The organism is Streptomyces sp. VRA16 Mangrove soil (assembly GCF_017377775.1).
In the GTDB taxonomy this organism is placed as follows: domain Bacteria; phylum Actinomycetota; class Actinomycetes; order Streptomycetales; family Streptomycetaceae; genus Streptomyces.
In genome coordinates this window covers 1-14406 of sequence record NZ_JAFVLN010000010.1, presented here as the reverse complement: position 1 = coordinate 14406, position 14406 = coordinate 1, and the positions used below count along the sequence as shown (strand labels likewise).

The following is a 14406-nucleotide window of genomic DNA, read 5'->3' as shown; positions in this document are numbered from 1 at the left end:
GGGGCGGTCGTCTGCCCGACCGAATGTCCTTCGTGGGGTCGGCAGGGGCTGCGCCCGACCGCCCTACGGTAAAAGCAAATTCCCGTGCTGCGAGACGTGAGGTGCGTCAGGCCACTACTTTCAAGTCCGCGGAACGAACCGCAGAACTGCTAACTGCTGGTGGAACCGAGGGAGTTGTGGCATGTCGCAGCGAGCGCTGCTGTTGGTGGTGGTCGTCCTGGCGTCCGTGGTGGTGGGGCTCGTGGCCGGCATCCTCGAGTTCGTGGGCGCGGGAGAGGTCGTTACGGCCATCCAGAACGGTGGTGCCGCCTGCGGAGCCACTGTTCTCATCGGGCTGGCGGTCGTCTCCTGGCTGAGGTCGTCGTGACCCAGGAGGAATGGGCGAACGAAGAGGGGCGGCTGAAGTACCGGCGAGTGCTGCGGGCCGTCGAGAAGCTACGCAGCGTCGCCGATGCCGCGACGACGTACCGGCTTGCCTTTCAAGTGGTCTACCTTCACTGCTGGTCCCGCCATGGATCACCGGCGGAGGTGGACCGGTTGTGGAGGCCGGGTTCGGAGTCAGCGGGGGCCAGGCTCGGCGCAGTGTGGCCGCGTACGCCCGTTGCTCGCGCCCACAGTCTTGCTGCGTATCGCGACGAAGGCGTGAGCCGTCCCTTCGAGCTCATCGACCCGGCCCTCCGTGAGCTGATCGCGGAGGTGCGGCAGCTGGATCCGGACCCGAGGCTCCTTGACGTGCTCCTCGACACGTACTCGACACGCTATGCGCGTGGCGATGACTACTTCACGTCAAACGACCTGGCGTACCTCTTCGCGGGGCTGGCCGCTCCCCGAGGAGGCGAGATTGTTCGGGACCCGGTGTGCGGCAGCGGGCGACTGCTGCGCGCCGCCGCACAGCGGGCTCGGGCACAGGGGGGTGAAGTGCGCTTGTCCGGTGCGGATATCAACCGGACGGCGCGTTATGCCGCAGCCGTCAACCTCGCCCTGCACGGATTCCTTGCCGACCTCGGCAAGGAAGGAGCTGACACCCTGAGGGCCGGCACTTCACCGATGCCGGCCGACGTGATCGTCGCCAACCCTCCTGTGAACCAGCGGGACTGGGGGCACGGTGAACTGAAGGACGACTGGCGGTGGACCCTGGGGGTGCCACGTCCGGGTAACGCGAACTTCGCCTGGGTCCAGCACATCCTTGCCGATCTCACGCCACAAGGACGGGCCGTCGTTCTGCTGTCTTCCGGCGCGGCGCACAGCAGCAACAGCACCGACGGACTGATCCGCCGTGGGCTGCTGGAGAACGGTCTGGTCGTGGGCGTCGTGGCCTTGCCGACGTGGCTCTTTCCGCACGCCAGCGCGAGCACGGCGCTGTGGCTGCTGGCCAAAGGGGAGCGGCCGCACTCCGATCAGGTCTTGTTCGCGGATGCAGGGAAACTGCCAGCGGCGAAGGAGGGGCAGCGGCGCCACTTCGCAAAGGACTCGGCCGAACGCCTGCTGCAGATCTTCGGTGAATGGCAGGGACTTCGACGCCGTGAGGGCGAGGGGGACCCTGAATCCGTCCCATGGTGCCGTGCGGCGAGGTACGAGGAAATCGCTGAGGCGGGCTTCGATCTGACTCCCGCACGCTACGTACGGAACGGGGGCACCGAGCAGTTGCATTCAAGTGACGGAGACCGGAACCGGAAGGCCGAGCTGTATGAGTGCATGGATCGTAGCGCCGCAGCCAGGAACCGAGTCCGTGATGCCCTGGAGAGCAGGCATGACTACAGAATCGGATGATATCCCCACTCCGTGGCCCCTCGTTGAGTTGCGTGAGTTCCCTGGGGTCGAGTACGCCGCCTACGGAATTGCGCGACAGCAGAAGGCATCCGGCGGAATCCCTATGATCCGCGCCACAGAGATTGTCGAGGGAGGTGTGCACGTCCAGGAGTTCACATTTGTGCCTCCCGAGGTGGCCAAACGCCACCCACGCAGCACGCTGAGGTCTGGGGACCTCCTTGTCGTGCTCGTGGGGCGCGTGGGGGAGGCGGCAGTTGCAGGGGAGGAGCACGCGGGATGGAATGTCGCCAGGTCGCTCGCGGTCGTCCGCTGGACACCAGAGGGCCGCGCCCAACAATGGGATCTGTGGCTTCGATGGTGGCTGAAGACCTCGCAGAGCCAGAACTATCTCACGCTGTCCTCGTCGAACGCCGAGCACATGACCTTGCCTCTGCAGGCACTCAACCGACTTCCCGTGCCAGTGCCTCCAGCGCCGGTGCGGGAGAGGCTGCTTTCGCTGATCTCGCTTGCTGAGCGCAAGAATGCGTTGAACACCCGGATTGTGTCTTGCGCGACGGAACTAGCGGATGCGCATTTCATGGAGGCGCTGCAGACGTGCGGGCAAGGTCCCGCTACCGAGCGTGCAGTGGGCGAAGTGTGTCAGGTTACGGCTGGTGCGGCACAGTCTCTGCCGGACAGCGAGCAGTCGGCTATGCCGTGGGTGTCTCCCCGCGAAGTACTGAACTGCAAGACAGTACATCTGGGTGCAGTGACTTCACGTACCGTGGCGCAAGCGGAGGTTGTATGCCCGTCCGGCAGCCTCTTGATCGCGCCCCGTCCCGGGGAGGTGCGGACCGTGCTCACTACTACCCCGGTAGTGCCAGGTCGGCGGACGCTCGCGATTTACACAGAGTCCGAGGTCGATCGGATGTGGTTGTTGCACTCGCTGCGTTACCGGAGGCGGGAATTGACGGCCGTTACGCAGGGTGAGCAGGCCCGCGCGATGAGGCGCAAGGACTTTTCCCGTTACAAGATCCCCTGGCCGACCGATGCGGTGAGGCGGGACTTCGCCAGGCGTGCTGCTGCCCTGCACGACCTCGCCTACGCCTCCGCCAGGGAGCGACACGTGATGGAGGAGCTGGTGGTGCACGAGCTGGAGAAGGGGGGCCTGGCGCGTCGCACCTCGGCCAGCTGAATGCCGAGCTGATCCACGTTGCCCCTCTCTGGAGCACGGAATCCAACGCTCTGAACGAACGGCGCAGTAACGCGCGCACCGGTTCTCCGCTGGTGGTCCGAGGGAGCCCTGACCAGCCATGTTTGGGCGCCACCGGCAGGACTCGAACCTGCCGTCAAGCGCTTAGAAGGCGCCTGCTTCACCCGCTGAGCTATGCAGACTGACCTGCGACAGCGCGGAAGCTTCTGACTATGCCCCGCCAAACCGGGGGTATACGGGACCTGCGCACGCTCGCGCCGACCCCGAGGTCTGGACGTACATTCTGGGAGGCGGCCAGGCGGCGGAGCTGGCCGCCGATGCCCGGGAGGGCCGCGAGTGAGCGCGAGCGCTGTGCTGCTCTGCGAGGTTCGGCACGGTGGCGCGAGCCTGATGTGGCGTGCGTAGAAGTTCCGCAGGCTTCAGGCGTGTGCGGGCGCTTCCGGGTAGCGTTGGCGATCTTCGGTGTTCTTGTACTTTGTCGCGCATCCCGTGCTGGGATGGTGCTGGGATGCGCCTGCATTTCCGCAGTTCACGGCCTTGTGGTGGAGTTCCGCTTCAACGTGTAGCGGCTGACGTATCGCCACGTCGCTGATCTGGCAAACATGCAGGTCAAAGGGGGTCCGGCTCTTCGGGGTCGGGCCCTTGGTTTTTTCCCGTGCTGGGACGGTGCTGGGATTCGGACGTCGCGCTGCCGATGTGCCGGAGGGGACTGCGGAGGCGATCCGGGCGCGGGTGGGGAAGCGGGAGTTCTCCGCGTTCATCGCCGAGGCGGTCGAGCGTGAGCTGCGTGGGCAGGTCCTGGACGAGTACCTGGCGGACTACGAGAGTCGCAAGGGGCCGGTTTCCGAGCCGGCTCGTCAGCGGGCGCGGCAGGTCTTCGACGAGGTGTTCGCCGAGGAGGCCGAGTGGCCCGCCGCAGACTGAGTCACGAGGGGACGCTGGTCCTCGACAGCGAGGGGCTTTCGAAGCTGCTCGCTGACGAAGAGCAGGTGGTGGCTCTGATCGCTGAGGCGCGGTCGCGTGGCATGGAGGTCGTGATCAGTGCGCTTACCATTATCGAGGCGGTCCACTCGCGTACGAACAAGTCACGCCTGAACTGGGTGCCTTCCGGGCTGCGGGTCGTCCCGGTCGGTGACGAGGGGGCGAGGGCTGCCTCGAAGTTGCTGATGAAGGCCGGCTTGCACGGACACGAGTACGCGACCGATGCGGCCGTTGCCGAGGCCGCGCTGCGACAGCACCGTCCCGTGGTCATGCTGACTTCCGATATTGACGACATGGCCAAGCTGTGCGGCGAGCGAGTCCGGCTCGTGGCGGTGTGATTTCCCCTGGTCTGCCTTCTGCCCTTCGGCGGTTGGTCAGTGAGTGGCGGTGGAGCTACCAGTATTCGGCGGATCTCCGGTTTCGGTAACCGGGAACCTCGTCGGCGTCGGGGCGTACCTCGGGATGTACCAGCCGTGCGAGGAATGCCAGCAGCACATCGTCCGGGCCATCGAGGAGCCCGAACCGCGGGTCCTCGAAAACCCAATCGTCCTCCCCGTCGTAGTTGTTGAACCGGTGCTGGATGATGTCGGTGCGGGCGGTCGGTTGGCGCGAGTCGGTTGATGGCGGGGCGTCCAGGACGTCGGCGGTCGGCGACCGGACAGGAGCCGAAGGACTGCACCGCTCCTTCGATGAACTGCGCACCTGCTGGCGCCGCAACCCGCACCAGAGGCACGCGCTGTACGTGCTCATGTTCGTTGCGGTGCTTCCCGTGCCGTTTCTACGCGACCGGATGGCCGTCCTCTGTCGTGACCTGCGCCGCAGGATTGAGAGCGGGTCATGGATGACCCGCAGGTGATCGCGTACACGCGCGACGCCCTCACACGTCCTTGATCTGTACGCGGTCGCCGCACAATTTCGACCAGTCGTCGCGGTCCGAGGTCAGTACCAGGACGGGCGCCGGGGAGCGGAGCGCCATCGCGGCGACGAGGGCGTCGATGGCGTACTTGTGGCCGTGCAGGCCACCGGCGTCGGCCAGCAACTGCACCGCGGTGAGGCTGTCCGCCTGGGTGACGTCCTGGACCTGCAGACGGGAGAGAAGCCAGCGCAGCCGGGCGGTGTCCGTCTTCCCGTAGACGGCCTCCACCACCGTCAGGGCTGACACGAGGACGGGCACGCCTACGCGCCGTGCGGCCTCGATCCGGGTGACCATCTGGCGGTCGTTACACAGCAGCAGCGACAGTGCCTGGGAGTCCAGAACCAGGGACCTGGCCGCGGGCTCCTTCATGCGGCGCTGTCGTTCGACGCGTACGGCGTCGGCGCGTCACCGAACAGCTCGTGCTGCGCGGCCTGGATCTCGGCTTCGCTCAACGGTTCGTGCTCAGCTTCGTATGCGGCCACGATCTCGGCGAGGCCGTCCATCGCGAGTTGATGCCGGACCGCCGCGGTCACGTACGCGGACACGCCGCGCTTGCCGGTGCGGGTCCGCAGGGCACCGACGAGTTCCGAGGGCATCGAGACGGAGATGTTCTCCGTGCCGCCGGGGCGGGGTGACTTCATAGGCGCCAGTCTAGTACAGGAACTATTACATCGGGTGAGCTGCTGCGCGGCCCGGATCCGGCGGCGTGGTCTCGGCGCCATTGGATCTTCTTGTGCTTTGTCGCAGCTCCCGTGCTGGGACGGTGCTGGGATGCGCCCGCATTTCCGCAGCTCAGAGCCTTGAGACTGAATCTCGCTTCACCGTGTGACCGCCCACCCAGGGGGCGGGCGGGGCGCGGTCGGGCAGGGCCTAGGGTCGCTGCGTGACGACTGAATCGAATCCGCACGCCCCGATCGCCCCTCTCGACGCCCTCGACCGTCGGATCGTCGCCGCCCTGCAGATCGACGGGCGGGCCTCCTGGCGGCGGATCGCGTCCGCGTTGGGGGAGCCCGAGCGGAAGGTGGCGCGGCGGGGGCTGCGGCTGCTGGAGAGCGGGGCGGTCGTCGTGCGCGGGCTCGTGGTGCGGGGGGAGACCGTCATCCTGCGGATGAACTGCCGGCCGGGCGCCGTGCGGGACACCGCCGTCGCCGCCGCCCGCAGGGACGACGCCATCTTCTCGTACGTGCTCGCGGGCGCCGCCGACTGCGTGGCCGAACTCCAGTGCCGGCCGGGCGAGTTGGGGCGGCTGATGCTCGACGAGGTGCCCGCGCTGCCGGGGCTCGTCGAGCAGCAGGTCTCGCCCGTGCTGCGCTACTTCCGCACCGTGCACGAGTGGTCGCCCGGGATTCTCGGCGACGCCGAGGTCGAGGCGCTCGGCGGCACCGCGGCGCGCCCGGTGGACGGGGTCGAGGTGCCGGATGTCGAGATCGGGCCCGACGAGGCTGCCATCCTGCGGGCGCTCGCCGAGGACGGGCGGCGTACGCACGACGAACTCGCCGCAGTCGCCGGGGTGTCGGTGGCCACGGCGCGGCGGCGTGTGGAGGCCCTCACCCGGCAGGGCCTCGTCAGCATCCGGGCCGCCGTCGAGCCCGCGCTGCTCGGACTGCCCGTCGAGGCGCTGCTGTGGATCAGGACCCGGCCCGACGAGGTCGAGGCCGTGGGGCGGCTCCTCGTCGAGTCGCCGCTGGTGCGATACGCGGCCGTGGTGATGGGTGAGCACCAGCTCCTGGTCGATGTGACCCAGCCGTCGAAGGGCGATCTGCACGCGTTCCTCACCGAGGCGCCGTGGGTGCGGCGGGCGGAGGCCGTGCAGTCCCATCTCGTGGTGGAGGCGTGGAAGCGCAGCGGGGTGCCGACGCGAGGAGTCTCCTCGTTCTCCGTTGCGGAGACGTGACCATAAGTTTCAGCTGAGTGAATTGAGCGTCTGAAAAGTTCATGCGGTCCAAGTTGTTGACTGAAAAGTTCAGCAGCCGCAGTGTGGTGGCGCACACCGTCGCCTCCCGCACGAGGACCGCCATGCCCGTACGCCCTGTTGAACCCGGTGCATCCGAACCCGGCGCATCCGAAGCCGACGCGCTCTGCGCCCTCGACGCCGTCGAACTCGCCGCCCGGATCCGCCGCCGCGAGCTGTCCGCCCGCGAGGTCGTCGCCGCCCACCTCGATCGCATCGAGCGGGTGAACCCGGCGGTCAACGCCCTCGTCACCCTGGACGGCGAGGGTGCGCTGAAGGCGGCCGCCGCGGCCGACGAACGGGCTGCGTCCGGCGCCGAGTTGGGCCCGCTGCATGGGCTGCCCATCGCCTTCAAGGACACCCACCTCACCCGCGGCATGCGCACCACCCACGGCTCGCCGCTCTTCGCCGACCACGTGCCCGACGAGGACGAACTCCTCGTCCAGCGCATCGAGTCGGCCGGCGCCATCCGCATCGGCAAGACCAACGTGCCCGAGTTCGCGGCCGGTTCGCACACCTTCAACACCGTCTTCGGTGCGACCCTGAACCCGTACGACACCACGCGCTCGGCCGGCGGCAGCAGCGGCGGCGCCGCGGCCGCCCTCGCCGCCCGGCTCGTCCCGATCGCCGACGGCAGCGACATGGGCGGCTCACTGCGCAATCCGGCCTCGTTCTGCAACGTCGTAGGACTGCGCACGACACCCGGGCGCGTACCGTCACTGCCCTCCGGCGACGTCTGGGAGACGCTCGCGGTGGCCGGGCCCATGGGGCGCACCGTCGCCGACACCGCGCTGCTGCTGTCGGTCATGGCCGGGCCCGACCCGCGCAGCCCGCTCTCCCTGGAGGTCCCGGACCCCGCCGCGTACCGCGCCCCGCTGGAGCGCGACCTGACCGGACTGCGCGTCGCCTACGCGCCCGACCTCGGCGGGCGGGTCCCCGTCGACCCCGAGGTGCGCGCCGTGGTCGCTCAACAGGTCGGCGTCTTCGAGGAGTTGGGCTGCATTGTCGTCGAGGACTGCCCCGATCTGGACGGCGCCGAGTCCGCCTTCCGCACGCTGCGCGCCCAGTCCTTCCGGCAGGGCTTCGGGCCGCTCCTCGACACCTCCCGGGACGCCCTCAAGCCCAGCCTCGTCTGGAACATCGAGGAGGGGCTGAAGCTCACCGGCGACGATCTCGCGCGCGCCCGCGCCGAACTCACCCGGCTGCATCTCGCCGCCGTCGCCTTCTTCGAGCGGTACGACGTGCTGATCGCCCCGGTCAGCCAAGTGGCGCCCTTCGACGCCGAGTCGGAGTACCCGACGCTCATCGACGGGAAGCCGCAGCACACCTATCTCGACTGGATGCGCTCCGCGTACCTCCTCTCCACCCTGGGCGCACCCGCCCTCTCCGTCCCCGCCGGATTCACCCCCTCCGGACTCCCCGTCGGGCTGCAGATCGTGGGCCCGCCGCGCGCCGAACGCGCCGTGCTGGAGATCGGTGCCGCCCACGAGGCGGCCACCGGGCACGGACGGCACGCGCCCACCCTCCCGTAGGAGCCCGACTCCCCTCAGCTGGAGCCCCGATGAGATCACCGCACGCGCTCTGGGCCGCCGTGCCCGTCCTGGCCTTTCTGGCCACCCCGTATCTGCCCTTCGTCAACGGGCCGCACCTGTGGCTCGGCATCCCGTCCGTCCTGTGCTGGTGTCTGATCTGGACGGCCGGGACGACCGTCTCCCTCGCCGTCGTCGACCGGTTCGCGCGCCCCGGCGGCGCCGGTGACGAAGAGAGCGGGGAGCCCGCATGAACAGCACCATGGTCATCACGGTCGTCGGGATCGTCGCCATCGCGGCGGTCGGGATCAGCGGGCGCCGCGCGCCCAGCACGGAGCTGGGGGAGTGGACGGTCGGCAAGCGCCGCTTCTCCACCTTCACCACCTGGTTCCTGCAGGCCGGTGAGTCGTTCACGACCTTCAGCTTCCTGGGGCTCGCGGGCATCGCCTTCGGCGGCGGCGTCGCCGCGTCGTTCGCCCTGTGCTACCTGGCCATCAACTTCGTCCTCCAGTACTTCACCGCCCCGCGCATGCGCGAACTCGGCGTCCGCGGTGGCTACTTGACCCAGGCCGACTTCTTCGTGGACCGCTACCGCAGCCCGCTGCTCGGCAAGGTCGTGGCGGTGGTCGGCGCGGTCTTCCTGCTGCCGTACCTGCAGCTCCAGATCACCGGTCTCGGCATGATCGTGCAGCTGGCCACGGGCAGCCGCACCGGCGGCAACTGGAGCATGGTGCTCGCCACCGTGCTGACCGTCGGTTTCGTCCTGTGGTCCGGCATCCGCGGCATCGCGCGCGTCGCCTACCTCAAGGACGCGCTGATGATCGTAGGGCTCGTGGTGCTCGTCGTGGGCGTGGCCGTCTCCGTCGACGGCGGCATCGGCGGGGTCTTCGAGTCGGTCCGCGACGCGCACCCGCAGCTGCTGACGCTCGATCAACCCGGCTACGACGCCACGTTCTTCGTGACCGCAGTGATCATCTCCGGGCTCGGCGGCGGCCTCGGCACCATGGCGCACCTGTGGCCGCCGGTGCTCGCCGCGGGCAGCGGGCGCACCCTGCGCTCGAACGCGATCTGGCTGCCGCTCTACCAGCTCGCACTCGGCATCCCGATCGTCGTCGGCTTCGCGGGCGTCCTGCTCGTGTCGAAGGACGCGGCGCCCAACTCGGTCGCCCTCACCCTCGCGGGACAGACCCTGCCGGGCTGGCTGGTCGGGCTAGTCGCGGTCGCGGCGGCCTCGGCCGCGATGGTGCCGTCCGCCGCCATCGTCGTGGGCATCTCCAGCCTGCTCTCCCGCAATCTGTTCAGCGCCCGCGACCCCCGCAGCCAGCTGCGCACGAACCATCTGTGCGTGGTGGCCGCGGCGGGCCTGGCCCTCGCCCTCGGCCTGACCCGCCCCGGGCTCCTCTCCGATCTGCTGCTGCTCACCTACGGCGGCCTCACCCAGCTCGCCCCGGCGATCGTGATGGGTCTCGCCCGGCGGGTGCGGCTCGGCGCGCTGCCCGCGCTGCTCGGCATCGTGGCCGGGGTCGCGGTGCTGGCCTGGCTGACGTTCGGCGGCGTCGACGTCGGTACGGTCGACACGGGCCTGATCGCGCTCGGCGTGAACCTGGCCGTCACCGCGGTCGCGCACCTCACCGTGGGCGACCGCGGCACGGCCGCTCACATCGCGTCGGGCACAGCATCGCGCACCGAGTCGGGCACCGAGTCGCGCCGCTCGGCGCGCACCGAGTCGGGCACAGTGTCGAGCACCGAGTTGCGCACCGAGTCGGGCCCCTCGTCGAGCACCGCGTCGCGCCCCTCGTCCGCTCAGATGCCGTCGACCGAGGCCACCGTGAACGGCTCCTCGGGCGTGCCGTCGCCCAGCGGGCCGCCCTTGTCGAACTGAGAGCGTACGACCAGCAGTTGACCCCCGAAGGCGCCGTCGTGGGTCAGCGTCGTGGGCACCTGGAGCGCGGGATCGGTGACGGACCTCGTCACCCGGGCCGCGCTCCCGGAGCCGTTCAGCCGCCAGCGGGTGAGGGTGTTGTCCAGGTTCTGCGCCGCCCACAGGGTGCGGCCGCGCAGTTCGAGTCCGTCGCCGTTGGTCAGGGGCGGGCCGTGCAGATCGACGCGGCGGACGGCGGCGACGCCGCCCGTGGTGACCCGGTACAGATCGCCGGCGCCCATGTCGACGACGTACAGATGGCGGCCGTCGGCGTCGGAGACGATGCCGTTCAGGGTGTACGTGTCCGAGTGGATGCGGTCCGTCAGGTCGGCCCAGGCGGTCAGCGTCCCGGACCCGCCACGCGCCAACTGCTCCGGTGTGACGCGGTAGATGACGGTCCGCAGCGAGTCGGTCAGATAGACGGTGCCGTCCGGCGCCACCGTCAGGTCGTTGACGAGTGACGGTGCGCCGCCGGTGACGTCGAACCGGGCGGTCAGCGCCCGGGTGCGCACGTCGTACACCGTGACGCCCTTCGACGAGTCGATGACCCACAGATGCCCGGCGCCGTCGACCCGCAGCCCGTTGGCCGTCGGCGCCGGCGGGCAGGAAGGGCTCGGCGGCGGTCTGTCCCGGCTTCGCCCGGTAGACCGCTCCCGTGCTGAACGAGCCGACGTACACGTCCCCCGTCCGCGGATCCGCGGCGATGCCCTCCGGGTAGACGCGCTCACCGGGCAGCGTGAAGGCGGTGGTGACGCGCGCCGCCGGGGTGTGGGCCTCGGCGGCACCGGTGCCGAGTGGTATCGCGACCGTGAAGGCGGCGAGCGCGGTGGCGGTGGCCAGAGTGCGGCGCGTGAAACGCATGTGCATACCCCCATCGTCCGGGCCGCCGCGGTGACGGCCCGACTGTCAGGGCGCGAACGTAAGTTAGAACTCTAATATTCGTCAAGATGCTAATGTTCATCAAGACACTAATGCTCATCAATGCGCTAATGGTCGATCGAGTTCCTCCATGGGTTAGCCCGATACGATTCGGTCATGACGTCGTCCCTGCCGGTCTCCGAGCGCCTCGGGTCCCACATCAAGCGCGCCGAACAGGCCCTGAACGCGGCCAAGCTCGCCGCGGTGAAGCCCGCGGGCCTGACCGTCGCGCAGTACGCGGCGCTGCTCTACCTCGACGAGAAGCCCGGCATCTCGGCCGCCGCGCTCGCCCGGCTGTGCGGCGTGACCCCGCCGACCATGAACACCGTCCTGAAGAACCTCCAGGAGCGCGGCCTCATCGAGCGCACCCCGCACGAATGGCACAAGAACGTCCTGGAGATCACGTTCACCGAGGAGGGCCGCGCCGCGATGGCGGCGGCCGACCGGCGGGCGGTGCGGGTGGAGCGGGCGCTCGCCGACGCGTTCACGGACGACGAGAGGGTGACGCTCGCGGCCCTCCTCGACCGCTGCGTCACCCTGCTCGACGCCACCCGCGACTGACGACGCCACCCGCGACCAGCTCGGTACGAGCAGCGTCGCGAGGGCCGGGCCGAGCGGCCGATCGGGTCGCCGCGGGCCTGCGCACGGTCCCGGCGGCCCGCGGCGACACGTCCATCACCTGGGCGTGCCTGCCCTCACCGTCAACTCCCCGATGGCCTGCGGCGCTTGACCGGTCTCCGTGACGCGGACGAACCGCCCGGCGCGGCCCGGCGCGAACGGCGTCCAGCGCTTCCCGTCCGCCGACACCTCGGCCCGGTAGGCGCGCGCTCCGGTCACCTTGAGCGCCGAGAGGGCGCGCCGGGCGCCCAGGTCGACGGTGAGCGCGGCGCCGCGGACGGTGGGCAGCCAGGTGGTGGCCGGATTGCCGTCGACCGCCGCGTCCGCGTACTGCCCGGCGTCCTCGGACGTGGCTCGCGCCGGACGGCAGCGCGCCGCGTCCGTGGTCGGGGCGAGGTCGGGCCTGCGCGTCGGCAGCGTCGTCCCCCCGGCGGTCACCGTCACGCGGCCGCCCGGCGCGGCCACCGCGAAGGGCGACCCGGACGTCAGCCGTACGGTCGTCGTGCGCGGACCGATCGCCACGTCGAAGGTCCGGCCGCGCCAGTGCAGCCCGTTGACGGTGACGCCCTTCGACAGCTGCGGCGGCAGCGTCGGATCGAGGCGGACGGCGGCGTCGTCCCGCAGCCGCATCCCGGTCAGGCCGTGCGTGAAGACCTGGAGGAAACCGCCCTTGCCGGTCAGGAAGTCCTGCGCAGGCTGCCCGGCCAGCGCGTCACCGGCCCCCGCCTTGTCGCCGCGCGCCTCCGAGAACGTACCGAACGGGTCCCGGAAGAACGGCCGCGAAGCCCGCTCCAGGAACGTGTACGTGGCGCAGCCCGGCTCGCCGATCGCCGCCGCGGCGACCGCGTGCACCGAGTCGGTCATCGCGGGCCCGTTCCGGTCGGTGTGCGCGGCGTAGTGGTCGAGCGTCGCGGCGGCCGCGCCCTTCGGCATCGGCCTCCAGTCGAGCGGGTACAGCAGCAGCACGGCGTCGGCCTGCTTGATGTCGGAGGGCGTGAGCGAGGTCGTAACCGGCGTACTGGAGAAAGACCTTGCGGCGCGTGTCGTACGGGATGCGCAGCCGGTCGGCGACCCGCGTCCAGTCCCGGCCGGGGCGCTGCCCGACGAGTCCGGCGGCCCTGGCGGCGGCGCGCAGCGATGTGGCCGCGACCGCGTTGGTGTAGACGCCGTCGTCGACGCCGTTGCTGTACTCGTCGGGCCCGGCCACGTTCTTGATGGAGTACGAGCCGTCGGCCGCGTTGCGGGTGACGCGTTAACTCCAGTACGTGGCAATCCCCTTGAGCAGTGGCCAGCCCTTCTCGCGCAGCCAGGCCCGGTCCCCGGTGGCCTGGTAGTACTGCCAGGCGGCGAGCGCGATGTCGCCCTGGAGATGGTTCTGCTGGACGCAGTGGGGCGGGTACCAGCTCTGGCACTCGTTCCACAGCGAGCCCGAACTCGCGCTGGTCCAGGGGTACATGAGGCCCCGCACGGACGTCTTGCGGGCGTTGTCGGCGGCGGCGGCGCGGGTGCGGTAGCGGTACTCCAGGACCGGCTCGGCCAGCGCGGGGCGGGTGGCCAGCAGGGACGGGAACATCCAGGTCTCGGCGTCCCAGAAGATCATCCCGGCGTAGTTGTCGCTGCTCAGGCCGGTCGGCGCAATGCTGTCGCGGGCACCGGCGCGGACCGAGGCGAGCAGCCCGTACTGGGCGGCGCGCACCTGCGCCTGGAGGTCGGGGCGGCCGGGGATCTCGACGTCCGAGGCCCACAACGCCCGCCAGGCGCCGGTGTGTTCGGCCCACAGCCGGTCCCAGCCCGCGGACGCCGCCCGCTGCGAGGCGCCGACCGCGGCGTCGTGCGGGGTGCGCGAGGTCAGGCCGGTGTCCACGCCGACGTACTTGACGACGTCGTAGCGGACACCGGACGCGGCGTCGAAGTCCGCCGACTGCCCGGTGCTCAGGCCGTCCGAGCGGCGCGCCGGGTGGGTACGGCCGGGGGCGCGCAGGGTGGAGGCCACGGTGCCGGGAACTCCGGTGCCGTCGGTGCGGAACCCCACCGCCGCCGTGCGCTTGCCCGCCGGGCCCGCGCCGGTCGCCGCGACCCGGCGGGCGCCGCGGCCGTCGATGCGGTCGGTCACGGTGACCTCGCCCGACCAGTGCGGGGTGACGCGCAGGCGGACGGCGGCGACGTGCGGGCGGGCCCGGTCGGCCAGCACCTCGTAGGTCAGGTCGGTGCGCGCGCCGTCCTTGTGCACCCAGGTCAGCGAGGTGGTGACGACACCGCAGTGCATGTCGAGGCGCTGCCGGTAGTGCGTGGTACGGCTCTTCGGCCCGTACGTCTCGCCGCGGGCGCGCACGTCCAGGGCGCTCCAGTGGGGGAGGGCGGCGAGGGCCTGCCGGTGCGCGGTGTTCTCCGGCCCGCGCGCGTAGAGGCCGGAGACGAAGGCGCCGTCGTAGCGGGGTGTGTACAGCGGCCAGCCGGTCTTCTCGCCGGGGCCGCCGTGGGCGTAGCCGGTACCGGCGGACGGGACACGGACGCCGAGGTAGCCGTTGCCGGTGTAGGCGGTGTACGGGTTCGTGGGCCGCGGGGTGGTCGTGCCGAGGGTCCAGGCGGGGGCGGCGCAGGGGGTGGCGG

At 70.4% G+C, this 14406-nt stretch carries 14 protein-coding genes and 1 pseudogene; 10 read left to right on the top strand and 5 right to left on the bottom strand.

Annotated elements, in window-relative coordinates; translation table 11 throughout:
- Positions 1-181 precede the first annotated feature (181 nt).
- From J3486_RS25615 to J3486_RS25595, 5 genes are all read left to right on the top strand, one after another.
- A complete protein-coding gene (locus J3486_RS25615) occupies positions 182-367 on the top strand; it encodes a hypothetical protein (RefSeq protein ID WP_207824155.1) in 186 nt (61 codons plus the stop codon).
- A complete protein-coding gene (locus J3486_RS25610) occupies positions 364-1770 on the top strand; it encodes an N-6 DNA methylase (protein WP_307804935.1) in 1407 nt (468 codons plus the stop codon). Before J3486_RS25615 ends, J3486_RS25610 begins: the two co-directional genes overlap by 4 nt.
- On the top strand, positions 1751-2944 hold the full coding sequence (locus tag J3486_RS44360; RefSeq protein WP_229378597.1) for a hypothetical protein: 1194 nt from the start codon (positions 1751-1753) through the stop codon (positions 2942-2944). Before J3486_RS25610 ends, J3486_RS44360 begins: the two co-directional genes overlap by 20 nt.
- Before the next feature lie 660 nt (positions 2945-3604).
- Positions 3605-3886 carry a hypothetical protein gene (locus J3486_RS25600; protein ID WP_229378596.1) on the top strand — a complete coding sequence of 94 codons (282 nt, stop codon included), beginning with the start codon at positions 3605-3607 and terminating at the stop codon, positions 3884-3886.
- The gene (locus J3486_RS25595; RefSeq protein WP_207824150.1) at positions 3868-4281 is read left to right on the top strand and encodes a DNA-binding protein; all 414 of its coding nucleotides are present in this window, start codon (positions 3868-3870) and stop codon (positions 4279-4281) included. The genes J3486_RS25600 and J3486_RS25595 overlap by 19 nt, the downstream gene beginning before the upstream one ends.
- 55 nt (positions 4282-4336) lie before the next feature.
- Here the strand turns inward: J3486_RS25595 and J3486_RS25590 are convergent, their stop codons facing one another.
- The 3 genes from J3486_RS25590 to J3486_RS25580 form a co-directional block, all read right to left on the bottom strand.
- On the bottom strand, positions 4337-4693 hold the full coding sequence (locus tag J3486_RS25590; protein WP_207824148.1) for a hypothetical protein: 357 nt from the start codon (positions 4691-4693) through the stop codon (positions 4337-4339).
- A gap of 127 nt (positions 4694-4820) precedes the next feature.
- Positions 4821-5228: a type II toxin-antitoxin system VapC family toxin gene (locus tag J3486_RS25585; protein WP_207824147.1), complete on the bottom strand. Its 408-nt coding sequence runs from the start codon at positions 5226-5228 to the stop codon at positions 4821-4823.
- Positions 5225-5500: a hypothetical protein gene (locus J3486_RS25580; protein WP_207824145.1), complete on the bottom strand. Its 276-nt coding sequence runs from the start codon at positions 5498-5500 to the stop codon at positions 5225-5227. The genes J3486_RS25585 and J3486_RS25580 overlap by 4 nt, the downstream gene beginning before the upstream one ends.
- 242 nt (positions 5501-5742) lie before the next feature.
- Here J3486_RS25580 and J3486_RS45015 point away from each other — a divergent pair, with 242 nt between their 5' ends.
- The 4 genes from J3486_RS45015 to J3486_RS25560 all read left to right on the top strand — a co-directional run bounded on the left by J3486_RS45015 (position 5743) and on the right by J3486_RS25560 (position 10221).
- Positions 5743-6753, top strand: a complete 1011-nt coding sequence (locus J3486_RS45015; protein ID WP_307804934.1) for an Lrp/AsnC family transcriptional regulator — start codon at positions 5743-5745, stop codon at positions 6751-6753.
- Positions 6754-6875: 122 nt separating this feature from the next.
- The gene (locus J3486_RS25570; protein WP_207824692.1) at positions 6876-8342 is read left to right on the top strand and encodes an amidase; all 1467 of its coding nucleotides are present in this window, start codon (positions 6876-6878) and stop codon (positions 8340-8342) included.
- 29 nt (positions 8343-8371) lie between these two features.
- The gene (locus J3486_RS25565) at positions 8372-8593 is read left to right on the top strand and encodes a hypothetical protein (RefSeq protein WP_207824143.1); all 222 of its coding nucleotides are present in this window, start codon (positions 8372-8374) and stop codon (positions 8591-8593) included.
- Positions 8590-10221 carry a sodium:solute symporter gene (locus tag J3486_RS25560; RefSeq protein ID WP_229378595.1) on the top strand — a complete coding sequence of 544 codons (1632 nt, stop codon included), beginning with the start codon at positions 8590-8592 and terminating at the stop codon, positions 10219-10221. The genes J3486_RS25565 and J3486_RS25560 overlap by 4 nt, the downstream gene beginning before the upstream one ends.
- On the opposite strand, the gene J3486_RS25555 is transcribed toward J3486_RS25560, so the two are convergent.
- A complete protein-coding gene (locus J3486_RS25555) occupies positions 10143-11135 on the bottom strand; it encodes an SMP-30/gluconolactonase/LRE family protein (protein ID WP_229378594.1) in 993 nt (330 codons plus the stop codon). The two genes, J3486_RS25560 and J3486_RS25555, sit on opposite strands and share 79 nt — an antisense overlap.
- Before the next feature lie 160 nt (positions 11136-11295).
- Here J3486_RS25555 and J3486_RS25550 point away from each other — a divergent pair, with 160 nt between their 5' ends.
- Positions 11296-11739, top strand: a complete 444-nt coding sequence (locus J3486_RS25550; RefSeq protein ID WP_229378593.1) for a MarR family winged helix-turn-helix transcriptional regulator — start codon at positions 11296-11298, stop codon at positions 11737-11739.
- A 114-nt stretch (positions 11740-11853) separates the two neighbouring features.
- Here J3486_RS25550 and J3486_RS25545 read toward each other — a convergent pair.
- A pseudogene (locus tag J3486_RS25545) lies at positions 11854-14406 on the bottom strand (glycosyl hydrolase family 65 protein); the annotation flags it as partial.

Coding starts and splice junctions, on each gene's coding strand:
- J3486_RS25615 (WP_207824155.1), top strand. CDS start 182: ATGTCGCAGCGAGCGCTGCTGTTGGTGGTGGTCGTCCTGGCGTCCGTG.
- J3486_RS44360 (WP_229378597.1), top strand. CDS start 1,751: ATGACTACAGAATCGGATGATATCCCCACTCCGTGGCCCCTCGTTGAG.
- J3486_RS25590 (WP_207824148.1), bottom strand. CDS start 4,693: ATGAGCACGTACAGCGCGTGCCTCTGGTGCGGGTTGCGGCGCCAGCAG.
- J3486_RS25585 (WP_207824147.1), bottom strand. CDS start 5,228: ATGAAGGAGCCCGCGGCCAGGTCCCTGGTTCTGGACTCCCAGGCACTG.
- J3486_RS25580 (WP_207824145.1), bottom strand. CDS start 5,500: ATGAAGTCACCCCGCCCCGGCGGCACGGAGAACATCTCCGTCTCGATG.
- J3486_RS25570 (WP_207824692.1), top strand. CDS start 6,876: ATGCCCGTACGCCCTGTTGAACCCGGTGCATCCGAACCCGGCGCATCC.
- J3486_RS25565 (WP_207824143.1), top strand. CDS start 8,372: ATGAGATCACCGCACGCGCTCTGGGCCGCCGTGCCCGTCCTGGCCTTT.
- J3486_RS25560 (WP_229378595.1), top strand. CDS start 8,590: ATGAACAGCACCATGGTCATCACGGTCGTCGGGATCGTCGCCATCGCG.
- J3486_RS25555 (WP_229378594.1), bottom strand. CDS start 11,135: ATGGGGGTATGCACATGCGTTTCACGCGCCGCACTCTGGCCACCGCCA.
- J3486_RS25550 (WP_229378593.1), top strand. CDS start 11,296: ATGACGTCGTCCCTGCCGGTCTCCGAGCGCCTCGGGTCCCACATCAAG.